Origin of the sequence: Rouxiella sp. T17 (assembly GCF_036663475.1) — a bacterium.
Lineage (GTDB): Bacteria > Pseudomonadota > Gammaproteobacteria > Enterobacterales > Enterobacteriaceae > Rouxiella.
This window is the reverse complement of record NZ_JAWUEA010000011.1, coordinates 157,443-181,227: the sequence shown is the minus strand read 5'-3', so window position 1 is coordinate 181,227 and position 23,785 is coordinate 157,443. Positions and strand designations below refer to the sequence as shown.

The window sequence follows — 23,785 nt, the reverse complement described above, 5'->3', positions numbered from 1 at the left end:
CGATTTTTGAAATGTCTATTGCAAGTAAAATTGAAATGCAATTTTAGTTGCTATAACCTGAATTCAAGGTTGAGACGGAATGACATCGCCTTGCGATCAGCGCAGGATGCATTCAGTTTTAGAAATTTGCTGGATTTAGGGCCTATCAATATGGTGACTCGAAAGAAAAATGATAAACAATCGCCACCGCCGCCCCATAAAAATTATGAGCAGGTGGTGAATGAGATAACGGAGCGCTATCCCCAGTTATCTGAGCGATTTCAACAAGTAGCACGTTTTATCATGCAGAATCCGAACGCCGTGGCGCTTGAATCTATCAATGCCATCGCGCTGAAATGCAGCCTGCATCCTTCGACGTTGGTGCGTTTTGCCCAGAATCTGGGTTACAGCGGATTCAAGCAGATGCAGGTCGTGTTTCAGACGCGACTGGCGACGTCCGCGCCGGGTTATAACGAACGTATTACCGCGCTGGAAAGCGATTTGCAAAGGAATCAACAGCAGGGCAGTGCAGGCTTTTTACAAGATCTGGTGGTGCGCGACATAGCGACCTTACAAGGCATGCTGGAAAGTATTCAAGCTGTTGATCTGGATAAAAGTGCCGAGTATTTGAGCCGTGCCGACACCATTTATATTGCCGGTCAGCTGCGTTCCGAGCCGGTGGCCATGCTGATGCGTTACTTGCTCACCATGTTGAATCGCAAGGTTATCTTGCTCAATATGCCCGGTGGTCTGGCCCCGCAAATAGCCATGAGCATGAAAAGTAAAGATGCGCTGATTGCCGTTTCTTTCCGCCATTATGCGCAGGAAGTGATGGACATCGCTGACATCGCCGAGAGCAAAACGGTGCCTATTGTGGCTATCACCGATAGCGTACTTTCTCCGCTGGCTAAACACGCGTCCGTGCTGTTTACCATTCCGGAAGAAGAGTACAGTTTTTCGCGTTCGCTGGCTGCGCCCGTATGTTTGGTTCAAAGCATTGCGCTCTCTCTGGCGGCCATACTGCAACCCGGCGAAGATCAGCCACGAATCAAGACCTTAACTGAAAGATTGTTACGTTCGGAAGACGCTAAAAAAGCCCATAACAAATAGCGCTTCCGATTTATTGCTTCCCTTTAATGGGGAAGTCTTGTCAAAAAATGCAACATAAATTGCGAAATTTTATGTTATGCAATTTTTTTTCTAAAGAAACCGCCTGTTTTACCGACGGGCCCTACATCACAGGTAGCTACTATGTCGACGTATCGTTGTACCACCGCGCAGGCCATTGTTCGTTATCTAAGTAATCAGTTTACCGAGATAGATGGTCAGGAAGTTCCGCTGTTTCCGGGCGTATTTGGCATTTTCGGACACGGTAATGTGACGTGTATGGGAGAGGCGCTTGAAAGCGTGCAGGACGTATTGCCGACCTGGCGCGGACAAAACGAACAGTCCATGGGCTTTGCCGCCGTGGGCTATGCCAAAGCCAATTTGCGTCGGCAAATCATGGTGGTGACGGCCTCTATTGGCCCCGGCACCACCAATTTGCTGACTGCCGCAGGCGTGGCTCATGTGAGTCGTCTGCCATTTTTGATGCTGTGCGGCGACGCCTTTGCACGACGTCATCCTGATCCTGTTATGCAGCAGGTGGAACATTTCAACGATCCGACTCAGTCGGTTAACGATGCTTTTAAAGCCGTTACGCGCTATTGGGATCGCATCACCTGGCCCGATCAGATTGTCTCTTCCCTGCCGCAGGCGGTAGCGACCATGCTTGATCCCGCCGAGTGCGGCCCGGCGTTTTTGGGATTGTGTCAGGACGTACAGGAGATGGCCTGGGATTTCCCCGAAGCTTTCTTCCAGCGTCGTGTGCATCACATTCCACGTCCGCGTCCCGACAATTATCGCCTGCAACAGGCCGTGGAACTTCTGCAAGCGGCAAAACATCCACTGATTATTTCCGGCGGCGGCGTGCGTTATTCGCAGGCTGAACAGGCACTTGAGAAGTTTGCTAAAGAGCGCGGCATTCCGGTTGTTGAAACTATCGCCGGAAAGGGCGCGTTTACCCACGACAACCCGGTGCATATGGGGCCGATTGGTATTTTAGGCTCGACCTCCGCCAATGCGCTGGCTGCCAATGCCGACGTCATTATTGCGGTTGGCACCCGATTAATGGATTTCGTGACCGGTTCTTGGACCGTATTTTCGCCCGAAGCGCAGTTTATCTCTATCAACGCGGCGCGATTTGATGCCCACAAGCATTTTGCCATTCCTCTCGTTTGCGACGCTCGTGAAGGGATTGACGAGCTGAATAATGCCTTGGGCGAATATAAGGTCGATGCTGGCTGGATGCGTCATGGCCGCGAAATGTTCAGCAAATGGAATCAACTGATCGAAGAGAAGCAGCAGCGCACGGAAATCTACGAAAACGTGCCGAGTTACGCGCAGGTGGTAGGCGTGGTCAATGCCTGCGCTGCCAATGAAGATTATGTGATTAGCGCGGCGGGCGGGTTGCCGGGTGAACTGGTCAAGGGTTGGAAAGTTAAAAATCCCGGCACCTTTGACTGCGAATTTGGCTTCTCCTGCATGGGTTACGAAATTTCGGCCGGCTGGGGCGTGGCGATGATGGAACAGGACCGCGACGTGTTTGTCATGATTGGCGACGGGACCTACATGATGATGAACTCCGACGTCTATTCCACCGTGCTTTCAGGTCACAAGATGATCCTGCTGGTTTGCGATAACGGCGGCTACGCGGTGATCAATCGCCTGCAAAATGCCAAGGGCGGCGCCTCATTCAATAATCTGCTCAAAGATTGCCGAGTGAAGGAGCCTTTCCACGTTGATTTTGTGGCCCACGCCCAGTCGATGGGTGCTCTGGCCCGAAAAGTCGGCAATCTCAACGAACTGGAATCGGCCATTGATTGGGCAAAATCCAACGATCGGACCACGGTTATCTGCATCGATACTCACCCGCATCAGTGGACGCCGGGCGATGCCTGGTGGGACGTGGGCGTGCCGGAAGTCAGTGCACGAGAAAGTGTAAGAGATGCAAGAAATCAGCATGAGCAAGACCGTAAAAAACAGCGCATCGGTATTTAACCCTAACAGGAAATCGCATCATGAATCTGAAAGCCAAACTCGGTATAGCGCCAATCGCCTGGTCCAACGATGACCTCCCACAACTTGGCGGTGATACACCGCTGTCGGTCTGCCTGTCGGAAAGCCGCCAAGCGGGATTTTCAGGGGTAGAAACCGGCGGTAAATTCCCGCTGCGTAGCGTGGAGCTTCGTCCTCAGCTGGCGGAATATCACCTGCAACTGGTGTCCGGCTGGTATTCCGGCACCTTGCTGGATAACGATTTAGTGAGTGAAATCAGTAAGGTTACGCCGCAGCTGCAACTGTTTAAGGATTGTGGCGCGACCTGCATCGTTTACGGCGAAACGGCGGGCACTATTCAAAATCGTCAGGAGATCGCGCTCAATCGCCGTCGCCGTTTAAGCGAGTCTGAAATGCGCGAATATGGCAAAAAACTGACCGAATTTGCCAGCTATTGTGCCAATTTCGGCGTGCCGCTGGCTTTCCACCATCATATTGGTACGGCGATTGAAGATGAACGCGACATCGACCTGTTGATGGCGAATACCGGGCAGGTCGTCGAACTGCTGTTTGATACCGGTCACCTCGTGTTCGCGGGCGTAGATCCGTTAAGTATCCTTAAAAAGCATGGCGATAGAATTAATCACGTGCATACCAAGGACGTGCGCGCCGAGGTGCTCGCTAAACTCGATTGGGGACAGGATTCCTTCCTTGATGCCGTCCTGAAAGGGGTTTATACCGTGCCGGGCGATGGCTGCATCGACTTTGACGCTATCGTCGCCGAGCTGGCAAAAATCGGCTATGAAGGGTGGTTTGTGGTGGAAGCCGAGCAGGATCCTGCGCTCGCCCCGCCATTAGAGTACGCAAAAATCGGCTATTCCAGCCTGAAACAGTCGTTGAAAAAAGCGGGCTACACATTGATCGAAGGAGAAGCATCATGACAGGTTCATTACAGGGAAAAATTGCCGTCATTACCGGCGGTACGCAAGGTTTGGGCGCTGCCATCGCCAATGAGTTCAAGCAGGCTGGCGCGGCGGGACTAATTCTCTGCGGACGAAATGCCGAGAAGGGCGCGGCAGTGGCCGACAAGCTGACAGGCGACGGCTGTGTCGCCCATTTTCATAAAACGGATTTAACCAACGTCGACGATTGCCGTAGCGCAATCTACAAGGCCGAGCAGCATTTCGGACGCATCGACGTGTTGGTCAATGCCGGTGCCATGACCGATCGCGGCAGCATTCTCGACACTTCGCCCGAGCTGTTTGATCAAATCATGGCGACCAACGTACGCGGACCGTTTTTCCTGATTCAGGAAGCGATCAAGCTGATGAAAAAAACCGAGGTGAAGGGCAGCATCGTTAATATCTGTTCCATGTCGGGCTTAACCGGTCAGCCTTTTATTGCCGCCTACTGTACTTCCAAAGGCGCGCTGGCAACGCTGACCCGCAACACTGCCTACGCTACGGTGCGCAATAATATTCGCGTTAACGCCTTGAATATTGGGTGGATGGCGTCTGAAGGCGAAGACCGCATCATGAAGCAATATCATGGCGCGCAGGATGACTGGCTGCAAAAGGCCGCGGCAGATTTGCCTTTCGGGCGGCTGATTGAACCCGCAGAAGTGGCGCGCGCCGTCGCCTTCCTGGCTAGCGAGCAGTCAGGATTGATGACCGGTTCAGTGGTGAACTATGACCAGTCAATCTGGGGCGGTTATGACAATCCGCCAGCACCGGCCAGCGCCCTATAAACCCTGGAATCACAGGCCGACAGAATAGATTTTTATCCTGTCGGTGTTTACCCTGACTTTTTGATGAAAAAGTCACCGATTAAAGAAAAGTGTTAATCGATGAAAAAAAGGCGCTCCATGAGCGCCAAAATCATCAACCCGAATCATCCTTGATTCTTTTTTATTGATAATAACCCAGCCTCAATAAAAGTAAATTAAATTATTGATTTGTAAGGTTATTATTTAAATTATTGCTTATTTGATTAGTGCTGTTGGACAGCAAGCTTGCTTCCGGCCTTGGTCTGCTTACGCATTACCGCCACTTCCTTCGCCGTCACTTCGCTGGCCTGATTGCCCCACGAATTTCGCACGTAGTTCAGGATATCGGCAATCTGCTGATCATTCATCTTCCAGTCAAACGATGGCATACCCGCAGCAGTCGGGCGTTCTGCCGTGTTGGCTGCCCGCGCGCCGTTCAACATTGCGGTGATCATATTGGTCGGGTTATTCAGCATCGAACCATTGCCTGCAAACGCCGGAACCATCCCCGTAATGCCTTCGCCTTTCTCACCGTGACAGGCCGAACAGTTAACCTCGAAGGTCAGCGCACCTTTATTACGCGCCGATTCGTCCATCGCAAAGGCTTTCGGCGCTGGCGTACCCGAAGCAGGAAGGCTTTTCAGGTAAGCCGCGACGGCCTGCAAATCACTGTCGGTGAAATATTGCATCGAGTGTTCGACTGCTTCGGACATTGGCCCTGCCGCCACGCTTTTGCCATCGGAGCCGGTTTTCAGGTATTGCGCAATCTCGTCGTTGCTCCACGAGCCGATACCGGCGTGCGGATTCGGCGTGATGTCTGGCGCGTACCAGTCACCCAGATTGCCGCCCTGCAAATATTGGCTGCTGATTTCGCCGCCGAGCGCGTTACGCGCCGAGTGACAGACACTACAGTGCGCCGGACCGTCGACGATATATTTGCCGCGATTAATGGTTTCCAACGCGCTGGCGTCAGCAACTTTGGCCGTTTTCAACGTTTCCGGTTTGAAGCCATTATTATCGAAGAACAGTAAATTCCAGCCCGCCATCGCCAGGCGAATGTTGTACGGGAAGTTCATGCCGCCATTTTCGTCGACCTTGTTGCTGACCGGTTTCATGGTCGACATGTAGGCCCACAGGTCGTGTAAATCCTGATCGCTCATCTTGGCGTAGGCGGTGTACGGCATCGCCGGATAGAGGAAGCCGTGATCGCCGCGACCTAATCGTAACGCGTTGAAGAAGTCGCGCTCGGTCATGTTGCCGATACCGGTTTCGCGGTCCGGGCTGATGTTCGAGGTCTGCAACTCGCCAAACGGCGTGTTGATTTTATAGCCGCCCGCAAAGCTCTGCTCGTGGCAGGCGGCGCAGTCGCCAAGACGCATCGCGTATTCGCCACGCTTGATGGCGGCCGCGTCGGTGCTGTGGAAATCTGCCAGCTTGACGGTGTTGTCGGCCACCTCGGAACGCGAGCTGTCCATCACCATCCAGAGTCTGCCGAACACCCCAATCCCTGCCAGCACGGCCAGCGCCGCGAGGCTATAACCGATTTTCTTTTTTGCGCTCATGATTATGCCTTCACCAGAGGGGCCGGATTTTTAATGTAGGTCTGATGGATTGCCTGCGCCGCGCGCACTGCCAGCGCGCCCACGGTAATCGTCGGGTTGTAGCCGCCGTTGTTCGGGAACGCGGAAGCGCCGACCACGAACACGTTGTGCACGTCCCAGCTTTGCAGATAAGGATTCACCACGGAAGTTTGAGGATTCGCTCCCATTACGGCACCGCCAATCGTGTGCGAGCTCTCTTGCTGGTACGGATTCCACGCCTTGTCGGTCTGCTTCTCCATGATGGTGGTCGTCGGGCCAGCCTGTTTCATAATGGCTTTGGCTTTTTCGGTAACGAAATCGACCATCTTGATATCGTTCTGGTTCCAATCAAACGTTACGCGCAGAAGAGGGCGGCCATGGCGGTCCTTGTAGACCGGATCGAGATCGAGATACGCCCCGCGCACCGGCATTGAGGTGCCCTGACAGAATACGGTCGCGGCGGTTTGATAGTCGCGCGCGTAGCCTGCTTTCCACTCGCTGCCCCAGCGTTTGGTGCCTTCGCGAAGGCTGTTCATGTGCTGAATAGGGCGGCCGTCGGTGTTGTAGGCCATGATGCCCGCGCCGCCGATGAAATCGAGATTGCTATGGTCGAAGTTATCGCCGTTGAAGTCATCAATCTGCACCGCCAGCGCGCCGCCGCCAATGAACGGGTTCATGAATTCGCCGTCGAAAAAGCCCGTGACGGAAGAACAGCTCTGGTAGTTATAATTGCGGCCGACGGTGCCTTTGCCAGTTTTCGGGTCATACGGCTCGCCGATTTTCGACAGCAGCAGCATGCGCACGTTGTCCATCTGGTACGCCGTGATGCAGACCACGTCGGCAGGCTGGAAGCCTTCTTTCCCGTCGCGAGTCACGAAACGCACGCCCTTGGCGGTCTTGCCGTCATCGTGCTTGATGACCTGCAACACTTCGGTTTCGGTCAACACGGTGAAGTTTGGACGACGCATCAGCACAGGAAGAATACAGGCCTGTGGCGACGATTTACTGAAGTTGCCACAGCCGTGAAAATCGCAGAATCCGCAATAGGTACACGGCCCCATCGTGACGCCCAGCGGATTAACGTAGGATTGCGAAAGGTTGCCCGCCGGAATGGTAAACGGGTGAAAACCCATTCCTTCCGTTGTTTGACGATATTTACGCAACCAGTGAGTATCTTTTAACGGCGGCGTCGGGTAGTCACGACTGCGCGGCCCTTCAAACACGTTACCGTTCGGCTGCGGTTTGCCGTTCAGATTCCCGGCGATACCCGAGGTACCCGCGATGCGCTCGAAGCGATCGTAAAAAGGCTCCATCTCGGCGTAGGTTACGCCCCAGTCTTGAAGCTGGAGATCTTTCATTCTAGCCGCACCGTAACGCTCACGAGTCCGTGTTGCGACCTCGAAATCCCACGGGGTAAAGCGCCATGACATGCCGGCCCAGTGGGTTCCCGCGCCGCCGACGTTCCAGCCAAACTGGTAGGCAGACCATTCGCGGACGGGTGCCGCATCCTGACTGCTGTTATTGCGGAAAGTGGTGGTTTCGACGCTCATCGGCTGCAATAACTGGCGACGGGTGTGCCAGCGCAATTCGTCCGGATCGACAGCAACCGGGAAATCCGTTGAAGTATCGCGCCACGCGCCGCGCTCGATAGCGACAACGTTTAAACCGGCGCGGGTTAACTCTTCGGCCATGACGGAGCCCGCCCAGCCTAATCCGACAATTACGACGTCGGCTTTATTTCTTATCTCTGACATTTACTCTGCTCCGACAATCAATCTTTTGGAATTAGGCTTACTGGAATCAATTTCAAATTTTCGCCGCGACGGTCAACGTATTGGCGATAGTCATAGCGCGCGCCCGGGAAGCCAATCATCTTCCAGCCGGCCATGGTTTTATTACCGCCATACAGCGGGTCAGCCAGATAACTTTCACGGACGTTTTGCAGCATTAATTCGAAGAAGCCCTGACTGTTGACGTCGGCACCCAGATTTATTTTTCCGGCTTCCATCGCGGTCAGGAAGGCGTCAATCTGCTCGGCATTAAGGGTGTAAAATGAGGCGTGATGATTCACCTGCGCCCAGGCTTCCAGCGCTCTCAAGCCCGTGATGTAGCGCTCGCGCGGCGAGGTCATAAACTGAGGGGCACCCATCAGCATCTCTTCATTTTCTGGACGCAATGGCCCTTGCAGATAAAGTGCCGCGCCCGAACCGTAATCACCGGCGAGCTGGTCATCGATAAATTCGAGAGCGCCTTCCTGCGTCGCCGAAGGGCCATGGTCGTCGGCAGGGATCAGCCGGTCATAAATAGCCGCCAGATTCTTGCGATCTGTTTCATTGGTTAATACGCGATAACCGCCTTGCATCGCGGGAACGGGAACGGCGTCGGCATTTAATGCCGATTCGAGCGGCACGTTATGCAGCTCTTTGGCACCCAGCTTGGGGGCGACCGTTAACGTTGCAACGAGTGAACTGATTGAAAAGAGGGCTTCTCTTCGGTTCATGTTTATTTCCTTCAATAACTCGACATTATAATGATCAGCATTGCTAAAATTCGCGTGTAAATAGGCGAATACCTTAAGAATTGGCAATAGGAAGCCAACCCTGTTAAAACACGGTTAATTGGCGTTGATTAAACGCAGCATAATAATATGAGCGACGTAAAGCATCGACCCTTAAAAATTAAAGGTTGCGTTTGGCTTCTTTCGCTATAAGGCAGTAATGGACTAGGTCGCGAGGTTGTTATTTAACATCGGAGCACCCTTAGTGTTATAAATTAATTGGCAATAAGTCAGTTCTATCAGTTAATAATTATTGTTTTTGTATGCTGCATTTTTTTTGCTGCCTAATAAGAAATAGGCGAAATAATGTATGCTTTCTCAGCCTGCTTCCGTTATTAACTGAAGTCAATTCGCAAACAGTCACAGGCTGAGTAAATCGTCACTTAATAAGATGCGAACGCCTTACTACCAACTGACCTTTTCGCCAGTCACCGTCGTTATTCGATTTACCTTCGGTCAGGCGATTTATCGCCTCTTCGATCAACTTTTCGGTATTCTGATTATAAGTCGTCAGTTCCCAGACCGGCGAGTCCGCTTCTTCAATGCCATCAAAACCTACGATGGCGATTTCATGGTAAACATCAAGCTCATACATCGCTTCAAGCGCGCCGATGGCTAACACATCGTTTTCACAAAACAGGGCATCAACCCGTTCATCAGCTGGCGTTGACAGCAAATACTCTTTCATTTTGGTGTATGCCAGCCTGCGCTCATATCTGCCTGCAACCAACTGTAAATCAATAGAAAAATGGCTTGCTTCAAGCTCATCCCGATAGCCATCCATACGCAGCAAATGGCTGGATTCGGTATCTGGCCCTTTAAGATAACCAAATTTTTGGTAACCCTGCGCCAGCAAAAGCTGGCCTATCTCACGGCCTGCTGCATAGCCGTCGATATTAACCACTTCAATGTTGCGATGGTCTTCACTGTTACGACAAATTTGAATCAGCGGCACGGAGTGCAGGCTATGAGCGATATCAAACAGTTCGTTACTTAACACATTGGCAATAAAAAGGATGCCGTCAACTTGCAGCTGATCGGCCATCTGAATCACCGACTGATGGTTTTCACCGGCGGTAATATTTAATACCAGCGCCAGATAACCTCTGGCCTGTAACTCTTTGGTCGCAGCATCAAGCACGCGCATAGAATGCGGGTTTTTCAGCTCATCGATGGCGATACCAATGATATGAGTGTTTCTTTTGGTCAGACTGCGCGCCAGCAGGTTAGGGCGGTAACCCAGTTCTGCCGCGATGGCCATGACCTTTTCTTTCGTCTCGGGCGACACATAGGCACCGGGCGTGAAAGCGCGAGACACTGTCCATTTTGATACCCCTGCAAGTTTGGCGACGGCGCTTGCATTTGCCTTGGGTTGTTTCCGTGGCTTTTTTTCTTCAGTCATTGGTCCGCTTATAAGATGTAGCTGCACATAGGACCATTGAACTTCAATCGGTGAAGAAAAGAAACTCTGTAAAGGCTTGGACGATCACAAACTTCCATGATGTTGTGATCGCGTACTACTTTTAGGTAAAACCTTTAATTCATTGTTGAGATTATGTTAACTCAAAAAAGATTTTGCAAACACTTTCTGCACCTAGGTGCAGAAAGTGGTGCACAGGTAATATGATTTTTTAGTAAAGTGATTTTATTCAATAAGTTAGTAAATTATTGCTAGATGTAACAGTGCGCGTTCTATGTGCAGGGGGATCAGATAAAGTCACCTGAGTGCGTTTAAAGGGGCGTTTTTGTGAACAAACTTTTCTTGATGTAAATAATCTTGATGTAAATAATTAAGTCAATTTCGTGAATAAATGACAAAATAAAAATATGTGCCATCCTTAATTACAGTGTTATCCAAAAATAATGAGATTCGTTGAGATTTAAAGTTATCGGAAATTATTGGGATTCACTTTATTACAATACTTTTTAGCACAAATGGAGGATGAGATGTCAATTCGAGGTATTGAACATATTGGTATTACGGTCAGCAATCTTGATGAGGCGGAAAAATTTTTCGTGAATGCGTTGGGCGCTTCGGTTCTTTATAGAATTGTTCCACCCGATGAGCCGGATAAAAGCCTCAAGGGCAAAGATATGTTATCGCTAGATGGTTTTCCTGCGGAGATTAATATTAGCGGGCTTGCGATGCTTCGATTAGCCAACGGGTGTAATGTCGAATTATTTCAGACTCAACCCGAAGCAAAAGAATATCAGGCTAATCCGAGCCAGCCGGGTATTAATCATTTTTCTTTATATGTTGATAATATAAAGGAGGTCGGGGAATCGATGAGAGAAAATGGGGCCAAAATGTTCGAGGGCCCGACCGACTGCTTCGCTCAAGAAGAAGGAAAGGGAAACCAAACCTGGTTTGGTATGACGCCCTTTGGCGTGCTGATTGAGCTAATTACCTTACCTTCCGCTCTAAAATATGACGATATTGCCTCTTCAACCCGATGGATACCACGCTCCACCGAAGGGTCATGATAAATATTTAGCGTCTTTCACTCGCCGCTAAATTATGAATTGGCTCACAAATTCATTAAAAACCGGGTTTCATCAATCCTGAAGTTTCTCTGGTAACTAGTCCTAAAAACTCAATGTTAATGGGGTGTTAAGCACAATTGATGCGTGTCGCGCATCAATTGATTCGCGCTATGCACTTATTAAATTTCAAAATTCAGGTCAGTCTCCTGAAAGTAATGAACAAAAACATTACCTTTTGGAGAAAAATAATGAACCCTATATCTGGCAATCCGCAGTCAATCAATGCGCGCATTGGTGCAATAATTCGCGTTACTTCTGGAAACTTTCTCGAGCAGTTCGATTTCTTCCTCTGTGGGTTTTACGCTACCTACATTGCCCATACGTTTTTCCCTGCAAGCAGTGAGTTTGCATCGCTAATGATGACCTTCGCCGTATTCGGTGCAGGATTTTTAATGCGTCCGATAGGTGCAGTGGTGTTAGGCGCGTATATCGATAAGGTCGGCAGAAGAAAAGGGCTGATTGTTACGTTGTCCATCATGGCGGCGGGCACCTTTCTGATTGTCCTGATCCCTTCCTATGAGCGAATCGGACTTTGGGCACCGCTGCTGGTGCTGATGGGCCGCTTGTTGCAAGGTTTCTCGGCGGGTGCCGAGCTTGGCGGCGTGTCAGTTTATCTGGCGGAAATTGCTACGCCGGGCCGCAAAGGGTTCTATACCAGCTGGCAATCGGGTAGCCAGCAAGTGGCTATCATGGTCGCGGCAGCGCTTGGTTTTGCATTAAATGCCTGGCTTGATGAGGCCGCGATTCAAGACTGGGGATGGCGTATTCCTTTCCTTTTAGGCTGCCTGATTGTGCCCTTTATCTTCTTGCTGCGCCGCAAATTGGAGGAAACCGCCGAGTTCAATGCCCGTCGTACTCATCCCGAGATTTCTCAGGTATGCCGCACGTTACTCGATAACTGGCAGATTGTTGTTTCCGGCATGTTAATGGTCGCGATGACCACCACCGCTTTTTATCTGATAACCGTTTACGCCCCGACTTTTGGCAAAAAAGTATTGCTACTCAGTACCTCAGACAGTCTGCTGGTTACGCTGCTGGTCGCCGTTTCAAACTTTATCTGGTTACCTCTTGGCGGCCTACTTTCAGACCGTATTGGCCGTAAACCCGTGCTGGTCACTATGGCGCTGGTGGCAATACTCACCTCCTATCCGGCGCTCAGTCTGTTGGCTGCGGCGCCGAGTTTTAGTTTGATGTTAGCCGTATTGCTTTGGTTATCATTTATTTACGGCATGTATAACGGCGCAATGATCCCTTCATTAACCGAAATTATGCCGGTTGAGGTGCGAGTCGCCGGATTCTCACTGGCCTACAGTTTAGCAACGGCGCTCTTTGGCGGCTTCACGCCTGCCATGTCGACGGCGCTAATTGAGGTCACCGGCGACAAAGCTGCGCCGGGCCTATGGATGAGTTTTGCCGCCGTCTGTGCCTTGCTGGCCACACTTTTCCTCTATCGTCGCAGTAGTTTACCGCAGCCATCCGCCAATAAAACCTATGGATAAGGAGTTCACTATGTCTAAAAAAATTCAAATTTTATGCCTCTTGCTGGTCGGGATTTTTACCAGTGCAGGTCTGCAGGCCAAAGAGTTGACGGTGATGATTTCAGGTGGATTTAAGGCCGCGTGGGAAAAGCTGGAACCGGCCTACGCCAAAAAAGAGGGGCTGACGATTAAAACCGTTCCGGGCCCATCGATGGGTAATTCCCCCGATGCCATTCCTTCTCGACTGGCGGCAGGGCAAAAGGCCGACGTGGTCATTATGGTCGGCTATGCCCTTGATGCGCTTGATAAACAGGGCAGGGTGTTGGCGGATTCCCGTCGAGAGCTGGCTGATTCCAAAATTGGCGCGGTGATTAAGCAGGGCCAGCCAAAACAGGATATTAGTCATGAAGCGGCGTTGCGCGAGGTGCTTCTCAATGCTAAATCGATAGCCTATTCAGACAGTGCCAGCGGCAAATATGTCGAAGCACAGCTGTTCAAGAAATTGGGTATTGAAAAAGAAACGGCAGGCAAGGCGCATAAAATCGAGAAAACGCCGGTTGCCCAAACCGTGGCTGATGGCCAATATGCCATAGGTTTTCAGCAGGTTAGCGAGCTGTTACCCGTTCAAGGCGTGACCTTTATCGGTAAAATCCCTGACAATCTACAGTATGTCACCCGTTTTGCCGGAGCCGTGGTTAAAAACTCTGAACATCCACAGGAGGCAAAGGCTCTGCTCGACTATCTCGCGTCTGCGCAGGTTCAAAAAACCGTGCAGGCAACGGGGCTAGATGCTGTTGAAAACGCTAAGGTTCAGATGAGTGCAGCTCAATAATTAAACGTTCGAGTTCGCTGGCGCTGTGTGACAGCAATCGGCCAGTCCGTTTCAATAAACCGACCTCTCTTTGCACCAGAGGGTCGGTTAGCAGTATGCGCGTTAATATCGGATGATTATTGCCGGGCATCGCCATTTCAGGCACTGCGGCGATGCCGAGACCCGCCTCCACCATGCCGAGCAGGGTGGTTACGTGCCGCGTTTCGCAGACGCTAGGGCGCGGAGTGTCGATTTTCGCCAGTGCGAGATCCAGCAAGTTTCTATTGCCCGACGTTTTATCAAGCCGCACGTAATTGTGCTGATAAAACTCGTTCCACGAGATAGACTTTTTTCCGGCCAGCGGGTGATCCTTTCGACAGGCCGCCACGTAGCTTTCCTGCAAAAGAGGCAAAAACTCCATTTCTGGCTGAGGCGCGGTAGTAAAACTGAGCCCGAAATCGGCCTGACCACTTAATACCGCGTTATAAACATTGCCGGCACTGGTATCAATCAATTTAATTCGCACTCGCGGATAGCGCGACTGAAAGCAGGCGATAACCTTCGGCATGAAATAATAGGCGGCGGAGGGCACACAGGCGACCGTCACTAATCCGGTACGATTACCTGCAGTGTCGCTGATATCACTGATTATTTCATCGAAATCCGTCAGAAGACGTTCAGCCTGGGGCGCAAAAGTGCGGCCAATCAGGGTTAAATTGACGCGGCGGGTGGTTCTTTCAAAAAGCTTAACGCCCAGCGTGTTTTCAAGTTTATCAATTCTGCGACTGAGTGCGGGCTGTGAAAGACACAGGGCTTCTGCGGCTGCGCGAAAACTGCCATGTTTTACCAGCGCCTGAAAAGCATAAAGGTCAGCGAGGTCTAGATTTGAAGGCATAATTCATCGCTTTTATTAAGTGGCAATAAAGAATCAGTAGGAATAAAGAATCAGTGGGAATAAAGAGTGGCAATGCTCTCGGTAGAGAGCTCTTATCGATAACAATATGAATTATTGAAGGTAATAAGCAAAGAGGGCTAAGAAAAGTTAACGGGAATTTATGTCTAAAATGAGAACTGTGTGCGATTTATCACGCCTTCTTTTCAAAATGCGCACGTTATCAAGATGCCTAATCAAAACGGGCTGGCATTGCGTGCTTCAATCTTTTCACCGCTAATCGGATGAATAAAATGCAGCTCGCTGGCGTGCAGCATGAGTCGCGGCGTATTTTCAGCGGTGGATAATTCAGACGCGGCTATTTCTTTGCCTGCTGTTTCTTTTGTGAATCCTGCTGTTTCTTTTTTGTATATAGAAAGAGAAAGGCCGCCATACAGGTCGCAGCCCAAAATCGGGTGGCCCAAATGCTGACAATGGATGCGCAATTGATGCGTCCGTCCGGTTTCAGGTGTGAGTTCCACCCGCGTCAGGGGCAGTGAAGTTCCGTCTTTTAATGTCTGATGAAAACGTTCCACAACCCGATATCCCGAGCGCGCGGGCTTGCCGTTTATAGCGCAAATTGACATCAGCGGAAATAGCGCCGGATCTTTGGCAATCGCTGCATCTATTATTCCCTCATTGGCTTCAAGATGGCCGCAGAGCAGGGCGCTATAGACTTTGCTCACTGTGCGCTCACTAAATTGCTGGCAAAGCGCGGCATTAATAGCCTTGTTGCGGGCAATAACCATCAAGCCGGAGGTGCCAAAATCGAGGCGATGAATTAACGTGCAGCCCGGAAATAACTTGACCAGTCGATGATGCACCGAATCGAGATTTAGCGGATTCTTCCCCGACAGGCTGAGCAAACCGGCAGGTTTATTAATAAGTACGAGGTGTTCATCCTGATAGAGAATCTCAATCTTGTCATGACACGGCGGAGCGATAAAGGTATCGATTATCTTGGACATCAGGCTACACGAATAAAGAATGGAGGCGGATGATAACCAATTTTAGGCAGACTGGCGACTCTGATTAGTCGCCTCTTTAAAGACAAAAACAATAAGGGACAATATTCATAATCTTGTGCATTCATTTCTTGCGCTGGCTTCTAAACATCTCTTTTCCAACCAATCTCTGGGGCCACACGTTCGATAAAGTCAGTAAGGATCTGCTGGTATTCCTCTATATTGAATTCATAAGGCAACTCGATACGCAGCTCACTCACTTCGTGTAACAGCGGGTCTTGATGCAGTTGCTCAACGATTTGTTCCGCAGTGCCAACGAGATCTGGCGAAAATAAAGTACGACGCTCGCCCTGCGGCGATAGGGTTCGAACATGGCGCGAGGCTGCAAAATCGGTATATCGACGGCGAGTGGAAGCATCGGCGCTGTCAAATGGAATCACTACGCGGCCTCGTGCGATGCGAGGTATTCTCACTGCATCGGCGGGTAATGCAGCACGAAAAGCGTCGAGCTGATTAAGCTGGGCAGTATAGTAGTCATCAGTGTTCTCGCCCGAAGTAAGATTACCAATCAATAGGTTGAGGTTATTTATTCCCGCCCATTTTGCAGATCGTAGAGAACCGCTGCCATACCAAATACGATCGGTCAGCCCAGAAGCATAAGGTTGTAAACGTGGGCGTTGGCGGTTGCCAGGTGATTCGATAAAACTCTCCTCATCCCCTAAATAACGGCCGCTCAGGTTATCAATCAACCGCGAAACGCGATGATATGAAAAATCCTCATTACGCCAATTTTCGTTGAATACTTCAGGCCCAAGCAGTTCAGCATGAGCAGGTTGGCCCGCGCTAAGACCCACATTTAGACGGCCACGAGACAGTACATCCACGGTTGACAGGTCTTCTGCCAAACGAAAAGGGCTCTCGTAACCCATCTGGATCACCGCCGTGCCAAGCTCAATCGTTTTGGTACGCTGGCTTGCTGCCGCTAAAAATGTACTTGAAGAAGACACGCCATGTTCAAGGTGTCGCTGACGCACCCATGCGCCGTTAAAACCTAACCGCTCACCGGTTTCGAACAGCTGAAGAGATTCTTCCAACCCTTGCCACGGCGCATTATCGGGATAGTTTCCCGGCGTTAAAAAGGCAATATGTGAGATGGCTAGCTGCGTCATAAGCTTCGGTCCTTTAGCGTTAATAGCGATGTTGGAGCATTATGCGCAACGCGAAAAATAAAGTTAAATAGGTAAAAAAGCCATGCTTAGTACAAAACATGGAAATGCCGCTTGCTCTATCAATATCAAAAAATTGGGTATGAAGGGAGGAGTGAATCTTTATTCGATTACTTTTTTAGTTTTAGCTAACTCCATGATTGCTTTACAATCAAGTGTATCGCAGTCCTTTTACTCATTATGGAAAATTCATGAGCCAGCCACTATTTCGCCGCGCCAGCTTAGCTGACGTAGACCGCTGTTATGCTATTGAAACCGAAGCCTACGAGGGCGACGAAGCGGCGACGAGAGAGAAAATTGCTACCCGTATTCAGCAATATCCAGAAGGATTTCTTTGTTTAGAGCACGAAGGCGAGATTATCGGCTTTATCAACTCGGGCTGTGCCTGGGACGTGGTGATGTCGGATGAAGAATTTAAAGAACTTATCGGACATGACGCCGCCGCGCCAAACGTCGTGATCATGTCGGTGGTTCTCGACCCGATCCATCAGGGAAAAGGCTACGCTAGCCTGTTGATGACAGAGTTTGTGAAGATGATGCGAGAAAGAGAAAAACAAACTATTCATTTGATGTGCAAAACACAACACGTTGAACTGTATAAGAAATTTGGCTATGAATATGTCCGACCTTCTGAGTCGGATCACGGCGGTATGGCGTGGCATGAAATGATTATGACGCTGTAAAAGATGAAGTGAGGGCGTTTTATGTCTGTGACTACAAAATCCCTCCGCCTTTCCAACGACTTTACCCCTTATTTTCAGCCGCAGTTAAATCAGAGCTAAATGGCGTTAGCGACACGTTAATGCCATTGGTTTTATTGAATATTTCCCTCAACTTCCCGCTTTTTTTGTTGGCAAAACGTAAGATTAAATACGCGTTTCCGCTAATTTGGCTACTCATCACTCCGCCTAAAATTTCCCCAATATCTTGCTGCCTCAAAATTATTTTATGTGAGGTTAAGCACAAATCCTGACAAGCGCGATTGCTCCAACGTCGAGGAAGCGTGTAAGTTTTATACAAGTTGAACATAGTTGTACATAGACAACCATGCTTGTCACCACCCAGGAGTTTCAAGCATTATCCCTACACAAGAGGTCAGGAGCTCGACATGTCACTGAATACGTCACTTGAGCGTGAATTAATCTATTTGAATCAGGCGGAGCAAGACAGGAATGCTTTATTTGATCAGATAAGCAAAACGCTTCTCACTAAGGGAATTGTTGAAGAAAGCTACCCGCAAGCGCTGATTTTGCGTGAACAACATCATCCCACAGCTATGCAGCTGGAAACGATGGGCGTGGCTATTCCCCATGTTGACGTTGAGCACGTTCGTGAAGAAAGGCTCGTGGTGGTGACCAGCCCAGAAGGGATTATTTTCAATCAGGCTGAAGACCCTGATTTAACGATGAAGGTAAATGTGATCTTCTTTCTTTTGCTTAAAGGGAAAGATGCGCACCTGGAATTTCTGATGAAATTAATTTCTCTTTTCCAGAAAACTGATGAGATGCACAAGCTTTTGCATACTTCATCTCAGGATGAAGTTCTGCAGATATTAGCTAAAAATCTCGATTAAAGACTGTTTTAAAGCAGCTTTTAGTAACTTCCGATTACTCTACTCCGGAGTCTGAAATGAATAAGAAAATCATCTTCGCCTGTACCAGCGGTATTGCAACTTCAGCAGTGGCAACAGAAAAGGTCGTAAATTTCTGCAAGGAAAATGGTATTAACGTTGACGCCATGCAATCGAATATCGGCACTATCGGTAGTCAGGATGGCATGGCCGATCTTATTATCGTTACCTCGGCGGTCAAAATGAATCTTCAAACTCCGATATTAAACGGTCTGCCATTATTGACTGGTTTTGGAGAAGAAGAATTACTCGAGAAAATCGTTGCCATCCTTAAGAAATAACGGGGATACATCATGATCGATTCAATTTATGGCGCGATACAATATTTGCTGGGGCTGGGCCCCACTATAATGTTGCCAATTATTATCTTTATTATGGCGCTTTGCCTGCGTACCGGTTTTAGCAGGGCACTGCGTTCGGCACTAACGATTGGCATGGGTTTTATTGGCCTATTTTTAGTGTTCGGTCTGTTGGTTGACCAACTGGGTCCAGCAGCAAAAGATATGGTGCTTAATACCGGAATTAATTTACCTGTTGTGGATTTGGGTTGGACGCCGCTGGCCGCTATTGCATGGGCTTCGCAGGTCGCCCCATTTGTAGTTCCGCTGACGCTCGGTATTAATGTATTAATGCTGACGCTGAAATGGACGCGAACCGTCAATATCGATGTCTGGAATTTCTGGCACTTTTCGATGGTGGGCGCGATGGTGTACAACGTGACGGGCAGCTTCATGTTTGGGTTACTCATTGCAGGCGTAACCTGTGTGATAACGCTGCTGCTGGCTGACTGGTGTGCGCCGTTCGTGCAGAAATATTTCAATCTGCCCGGTATTTCTTTACCAACGCTCTCTTCTGCCATCTTCTTTCCGGTCGGATTATTAGGCAATCTGATCCTCGATAAGATACCAGGAATCAATAAGTTGAATGCTGACCCCGAGACGATTCAGAAACGTTTCGGCATCTTTGGCGAGCCGATGATGTTGGGCGTAATATTGGGTGCGGGGATTGGATTACTGGCGAAGTATGACTTCAAGGGCGTGCTGACGCTGGCGATGAGTCTGGGCGCGGTGATGCTTATCATGCCCCGCATGGTCAAGTTGCTAATGGAAGGTTTGCTGCCGCTATCTGATGCTGTCCGTAAATATCTGCGCAAGCGTTATCCCGACCGCGATGATTTATATATTGGTCTGGATGTTGCCGTCGCCGTAGGCCATCCGTCAGTCCTTTCAACCGCGCTATTGCTTATTCCCGTAGGTGTACTGCTGGCCGTTATTCTGCCGGGAAATCGCCTGTTACCTTTGGGCGACCTGGCGAATATCTGGGTTCCTATTTCAATGGTTGTATTGGCCTGTCGCGGAAATATCGCACGCGCCTTTATTATTGGAATTCCTATTCTTACCCTTAATTTATATGTTGCGTCAGCGGCCGCACCGATTATTACCGCCGTGGCAAAGAGTATTCACTTCCCAATGAAAACGGACAGTGAAATCTCGAGCCTGCTTGATGGCGGTAACCCATTCCGCTTCTGGGCTGTGAAAGTATTTGAAGGTAATTATCTTGCGCTGATACTTATCCCGATTATTTTCATTATCTGCATGCTGCTTCATCGAATGACCAATAAACAGCTTAAGCAGGACGACGTTGAAGAAACTATTGTTGTTCAACAGATGTCGCAACCAAGCAAATAACATCTCGGGTAAAGGGGACGTCGTAATTGTCCCCTTATACCTTGGTTAAGATGTTATTCCCTGAACGGGAGGGAACTATGTATTCATTGGGTATTGATGTCGGCACTACAAATTGCAAGATCTGTCTCTACCGTATCTCAGACTTTGAACTTATCAGTAAATACAGTTTCAATACGCCAAAAATTATGACGGTTTACGGCAGTGATTTTGACATTAACGCTATTTGGCAGGGAATTATCGACGGACTTACGACGACTGCTCTGTCAGTCGACGATCCACAAAATATCGTGACTCTTGCCGTGGCAAGTGTCGGTGAAGCGGGAGTATTAATGGATGATCAAGCCAACATTATCGGTCCGGTAATGACTTGGTATGACACGCGCGCCCAACCGCAAAGCGAAAAAGTCATCGATCGTCTGGGTGAAGCATTACTGTATGAAATTACCGGCATCCCTGCTCACAGTAATTACAGTCTGAACAAAATTTTGTGGGGGATCGAAAATGCCGAAAATGCCAAACCTGCAAGCTGGCTCTGTCTAGCCGAGTATATTGCCTTTCGTTTGAGTGGCATCAAGCGTGCGGAATATTCGCTGGCTTCACGCACGCTGGCGTTTGATATCAAGTCAGGAACCTGGTCTGAGAAGATCTGTCAGGCGATGGCATTACCTAAAGGATTATTTAGCCCACTCGTCGCGGCGGGTGAGCCTATAGGCAATATAAAACAGGAGGTTAGCCAGATTACGGGCCTGAGTGAAGAGACTCGAATTTCCATTGCCGGTCACGATCACATGAGTGGATCGGTAGCGGTTGGGGTGATTCGCGAAGATCAAATTCTCAATTCGACCGGTACGACAGAAGGCCTGCTAGTGGTGCGCGATCAACCTTCGGTGACCGACGCTTATTTTCAATCGAAAGTCTCTAACGGTCAGCACGTGCTGGCGGAACTGTTCACCCTTTATGCCTCTTTACCGTCGGCAGGGTACGCCATTGAGTGGTTTAAAACGTTATTCGGAGTCTCCTCGGCAGATTTCGACCACCTGACTCAGTCGCTCCTGCAACGAGGCGCTGCTGATGAGGCGAGTGAAAGTTTTTTAATGCCACACCTTCGAGGAAGCGGGCCACCAAAACGCAGTATATTTGCCAAAGGCCTAATCTACGGGCTTGGCGAAAAAACAGAGCCCGAGGATATCCTGCAGGCGCTGTTTCAGGGGCTCTGTTTTGAACTTAGACTGCTGCTGGAAAGCTATGAGAAATTGACAGGGCAATATTGGGAGACGGTGATGGTGATTGGCGCGGCCTGCCAGAATCCATACTGGTTGCAGCTTAAGGCAAACGTCCTTAACCGCAATATATTGGCATGTCGCATCCCCGAAGCGGTGAGCAAGGGGGCGGCAATAATAGGGGCCAAAGGCGCGGGTTATCAGACTGGAACACGCGCGTTACCTGACGAGATGCAGATCCTTTATCAGCCGAATACCCAATCGGCAGCCCATTTTAGAGGCATTTTCGAGCAGGTCTATCGACCTCTTTATGAATCGAAAATGAAAATTGAAAATCAAGTGGACAGGAATGCCATATGAAAGCCAGCGTTTACTACAGCAAAAATGATATTCGTTACGAAGACCTGCCGGTCCCCGAACTGGAAGAGGGAGATATCCTTCTTCAAATGAAAAGCTGCGGCCTGTGTGGCACGGATATTCATAAAGCGCTGCATCAAACGGTAACGGGTCCTGTTGTGCTGGGTCATGAAGTCGCCGCTGAAGTGGTTAAAGTCGGCAAACGCGTGACACGCTTTAGGCCGGGCGATCGAGTGGTGACGGCAATCCACGTTCCCTGTTTCACCTGTCATTATTGCGACCGTGGGCATTACACACTGTGCGAACAGTTTAAACCGACCCATATCGAGCCTGGCGGTTTTGCCGAATACATACGCCTGCCCGAACTGCACGTCAAGCATCTTACCCATAAAATCCCGCAGGAAATGTCATGGGAAAAGGCGGCTATGGTTGAGCCGGTGGGCTGTTGCCTGCACGGTTTGAAACAGGCGAAGATCTCTTCTGGCTGTAGCGTGTTGGTGATGGGGTGCGGCACTATCGGTCTGTTGAGCGCGCAGCTTTCAGCCATGATGGGCGCAGCCAAGGTCATCGTTTCTGACCTTTCGCCTTTTAAACTCGAGCTCGCATTGCGTCTTGGCATCAATCACGCCATCAATCCTGCACGTGATGATCTTGAAGCACAGATTCAGGATATGACCGATGGGTTTGGCGTCGATGTAGTAATTATCGCGGCGGGCGTCTCTTCTCTCTTGCCACAAGCTATAAATCTGCTGCGACGTGGCGGGCGCGTGGTGGTCTTTTCGCCGTTCGATCACCACAACATGGTGAATATAGATGCTGGCCGATTCTTCCGCGACGAAATTTCAGTGATAGGCACTTATTCGCTTTCACCTTATGAAATGCCCGAGGCCATCGAGATTCTGCGCCTTAATAAAATCAATGTTGATGACATGATCACGCATCATTATCCCTTGTCTCAGCTCACCGAAGCTATCGAGTTTGCTGCGAATCCAGCCAATGATGTGCTGAAAATCATTATGAAAATGGACTAAAAATTCCCATGCGAGAGGGCGAAGGAGCTTAGGCAGACTCTGCGTTAAGTTCCTTTAAAGCATAAGCCACAGCGGGCATTTTGTGAGGCCGATCGTTTGTTTATATCGGGAATTCAGGTTATGTTCTGACGATAATTGTGCATAGTTGTATATAGACGATCTTATCTTAAAAGGAAAATTGCATGAATACCGTTTTGAAAGATTCTGAAATTCCGCTTTATTTGCAAGTCTCTGAATGGATTAGAGAAAAAATCCAAAAAGGGGATCTAAGTACAGGCGATCGGACGCCATCCGAAAACCAGATTATGGAAATCCTGAATGTCAGCCGTGGCACGGTCAAAAAAGGCGTCACGATGCTGGTTAAAGAGGGTGTATTAGTTCAGGTTCAGGGAAAAGGCACCTTTGTTAAAAGCGAAAATATCTCTTATTCGCTGGGGGAAGGGCTTTTGTCTTTCGCAGAATCCCTCGAGAGTCAGCATCTGAAATTCTCTACCGAAGTCATTACCTGTCGCCAGGAAAAAGCGTCGAAGTTAGTGGCGTCAAAACTACGAATTGCCGAAGGAGCACCCATTTTATACCTCGAGCGAGTGCGAAGCGTGGAAGGCGAGAAGGTCATGTTTATTGAGAATCGAATAAATCTAGCCTATTGCGAAGGCATTGAAGCGATCGATTTTAATCACAACAACCTGTTTCCGACAATTGAACGGCTTTCCGGCAGAAAAATAAGTTTTTCCGAAAGCCGATATGCCGCGAAAATTATCGGCGCAGAGCGCGGACATCATTTAGACGTTACCGAAGATGCACCTGTATTACATCTGGAACAGTTAGTTTTCTTTGAGCAGGACAAACCTATTGAATTTGGTAATGTCTGGCTTAAATCCGATAAATATTATTTAGGTACTGTACTCCAACGACGAGAGAGGTAAA

The 23,785-nt window shown here is 49.5% G+C and carries 20 protein-coding genes and 2 pseudogenes; 14 read left to right on the top strand and 8 right to left on the bottom strand.

Going from position 1 to position 23,785, the window contains the following annotated elements:
- Positions 1–150: 150 nt before the first annotated feature.
- The 4 genes from SC206_RS04020 to SC206_RS04005 all read left to right on the top strand — a co-directional run bounded on the left by SC206_RS04020 (position 151) and on the right by SC206_RS04005 (position 4,822).
- Positions 151–1,089, top strand: a complete 939-nt coding sequence (locus SC206_RS04020; protein ID WP_332734407.1) for a MurR/RpiR family transcriptional regulator — start codon at positions 151–153, stop codon at positions 1,087–1,089.
- A gap of 141 nt (positions 1,090–1,230) precedes the next feature.
- Complete coding sequence (gene iolD, locus SC206_RS04015; protein ID WP_332734406.1) at positions 1,231–3,078, top strand: 3D-(3,5/4)-trihydroxycyclohexane-1,2-dione acylhydrolase (decyclizing); 1,848 nt, start codon at positions 1,231–1,233, stop codon at positions 3,076–3,078.
- Between the two features lie 26 nt (positions 3,079–3,104).
- A complete protein-coding gene (gene iolE, locus SC206_RS04010) occupies positions 3,105–4,016 on the top strand; it encodes a myo-inosose-2 dehydratase (RefSeq protein ID WP_332734422.1) in 912 nt (303 codons plus the stop codon).
- Positions 4,013–4,822, top strand: coding sequence for an SDR family oxidoreductase (locus SC206_RS04005; RefSeq protein WP_332734404.1), 810 nt, complete (start codon positions 4,013–4,015; stop codon positions 4,820–4,822). The genes iolE and SC206_RS04005 overlap by 4 nt, the downstream gene beginning before the upstream one ends.
- Before the next feature lie 242 nt (positions 4,823–5,064).
- Here SC206_RS04005 and SC206_RS04000 read toward each other — a convergent pair whose 3' ends face one another.
- The 4 genes from SC206_RS04000 to SC206_RS03985 form a co-directional block, all read right to left on the bottom strand.
- Entirely contained in the window at positions 5,065–6,402 is a 1,338-nt protein-coding gene (locus SC206_RS04000; protein WP_332734403.1) for a c-type cytochrome, read from the bottom strand.
- Between the two features lie 2 nt (positions 6,403–6,404).
- Complete coding sequence (locus tag SC206_RS03995; protein WP_332734401.1) at positions 6,405–8,174, bottom strand: GMC family oxidoreductase; 1,770 nt, start codon at positions 8,172–8,174, stop codon at positions 6,405–6,407.
- 17 nt (positions 8,175–8,191) lie between these two features.
- Positions 8,192–8,920: a gluconate 2-dehydrogenase subunit 3 family protein gene (locus tag SC206_RS03990; protein WP_332734400.1), complete on the bottom strand. Its 729-nt coding sequence runs from the start codon at positions 8,918–8,920 to the stop codon at positions 8,192–8,194.
- 436 nt (positions 8,921–9,356) lie between these two features.
- On the bottom strand, positions 9,357–10,379 hold the full coding sequence (locus SC206_RS03985; RefSeq protein ID WP_332734398.1) for a LacI family DNA-binding transcriptional regulator: 1,023 nt from the start codon (positions 10,377–10,379) through the stop codon (positions 9,357–9,359).
- A 545-nt stretch (positions 10,380–10,924) separates the two neighbouring features.
- On the opposite strand from SC206_RS03985, the gene SC206_RS03980 reads away from it, so the two are divergent.
- The 3 genes from SC206_RS03980 (at position 10,925) to SC206_RS03970 (ending at position 13,831) form a co-directional block, all read left to right on the top strand.
- Positions 10,925–11,461: a VOC family protein gene (locus SC206_RS03980; RefSeq protein WP_332734397.1), complete on the top strand. Its 537-nt coding sequence runs from the start codon at positions 10,925–10,927 to the stop codon at positions 11,459–11,461.
- Positions 11,462–11,709: 248 nt separating this feature from the next.
- Positions 11,710–13,020 (top strand): MFS transporter, encoded by a 1,311-nt coding sequence (locus SC206_RS03975; protein WP_332734396.1) that lies wholly within the window; start codon positions 11,710–11,712, stop codon positions 13,018–13,020.
- A 10-nt stretch (positions 13,021–13,030) separates the two neighbouring features.
- Complete coding sequence (locus SC206_RS03970; protein ID WP_332734395.1) at positions 13,031–13,831, top strand: substrate-binding domain-containing protein; 801 nt, start codon at positions 13,031–13,033, stop codon at positions 13,829–13,831.
- Here SC206_RS03970 and SC206_RS03965 read toward each other — a convergent pair.
- The 4 genes and pseudogenes from SC206_RS03965 to SC206_RS03955 all read right to left on the bottom strand — a co-directional run bounded on the left by SC206_RS03965 (position 13,803) and on the right by SC206_RS03955 (position 16,875).
- Entirely contained in the window at positions 13,803–14,705 is a 903-nt protein-coding gene (locus SC206_RS03965; RefSeq protein ID WP_332734394.1) for a LysR family transcriptional regulator, read from the bottom strand. The genes SC206_RS03970 and SC206_RS03965 overlap by 29 nt on opposite strands.
- A 233-nt stretch (positions 14,706–14,938) precedes the next feature.
- Positions 14,939–15,037 (bottom strand): annotated as a pseudogene (locus SC206_RS22045) (RluA family pseudouridine synthase); the annotation flags it as partial.
- 90 nt (positions 15,038–15,127) lie between these two features.
- A pseudogene (locus tag SC206_RS03960) lies at positions 15,128–15,709 on the bottom strand (RluA family pseudouridine synthase); the annotation flags it as partial.
- Between the two features lie 140 nt (positions 15,710–15,849).
- Positions 15,850–16,875 (bottom strand): LLM class flavin-dependent oxidoreductase, encoded by a 1,026-nt coding sequence (locus tag SC206_RS03955; protein ID WP_332734392.1) that lies wholly within the window; start codon positions 16,873–16,875, stop codon positions 15,850–15,852.
- 248 nt (positions 16,876–17,123) lie between these two features.
- On the opposite strand from SC206_RS03955, the gene SC206_RS03950 reads away from it, so the two are divergent.
- The 7 genes from SC206_RS03950 to SC206_RS03920 all read left to right on the top strand — a co-directional run bounded on the left by SC206_RS03950 (position 17,124) and on the right by SC206_RS03920 (position 23,784).
- Positions 17,124–17,615, top strand: a complete 492-nt coding sequence (locus SC206_RS03950; protein WP_332734390.1) for a GNAT family N-acetyltransferase — start codon at positions 17,124–17,126, stop codon at positions 17,613–17,615.
- Positions 17,616–18,040: 425 nt separating this feature from the next.
- Entirely contained in the window at positions 18,041–18,505 is a 465-nt protein-coding gene (locus SC206_RS03945; protein ID WP_332734388.1) for a PTS sugar transporter subunit IIA, read from the top strand.
- Between the two features lie 56 nt (positions 18,506–18,561).
- The gene (locus tag SC206_RS03940; RefSeq protein WP_332734386.1) at positions 18,562–18,843 is read left to right on the top strand and encodes a PTS sugar transporter subunit IIB; all 282 of its coding nucleotides are present in this window, start codon (positions 18,562–18,564) and stop codon (positions 18,841–18,843) included.
- A gap of 12 nt (positions 18,844–18,855) precedes the next feature.
- Positions 18,856–20,250 (top strand): PTS galactitol transporter subunit IIC, encoded by a 1,395-nt coding sequence (locus SC206_RS03935; RefSeq protein ID WP_332734384.1) that lies wholly within the window; start codon positions 18,856–18,858, stop codon positions 20,248–20,250.
- A gap of 77 nt (positions 20,251–20,327) precedes the next feature.
- Positions 20,328–21,830, top strand: a complete 1,503-nt coding sequence (locus SC206_RS03930) for an FGGY-family carbohydrate kinase (RefSeq protein ID WP_332734382.1) — start codon at positions 20,328–20,330, stop codon at positions 21,828–21,830.
- On the top strand, positions 21,827–22,858 hold the full coding sequence (locus SC206_RS03925) for a zinc-dependent dehydrogenase (RefSeq protein ID WP_332734379.1): 1,032 nt from the start codon (positions 21,827–21,829) through the stop codon (positions 22,856–22,858). The genes SC206_RS03930 and SC206_RS03925 overlap by 4 nt, the downstream gene beginning before the upstream one ends.
- A gap of 182 nt (positions 22,859–23,040) precedes the next feature.
- Positions 23,041–23,784 (top strand): GntR family transcriptional regulator, encoded by a 744-nt coding sequence (locus SC206_RS03920; RefSeq protein ID WP_332734377.1) that lies wholly within the window; start codon positions 23,041–23,043, stop codon positions 23,782–23,784.
- Position 23,785 lies beyond the last annotated feature (1 nt).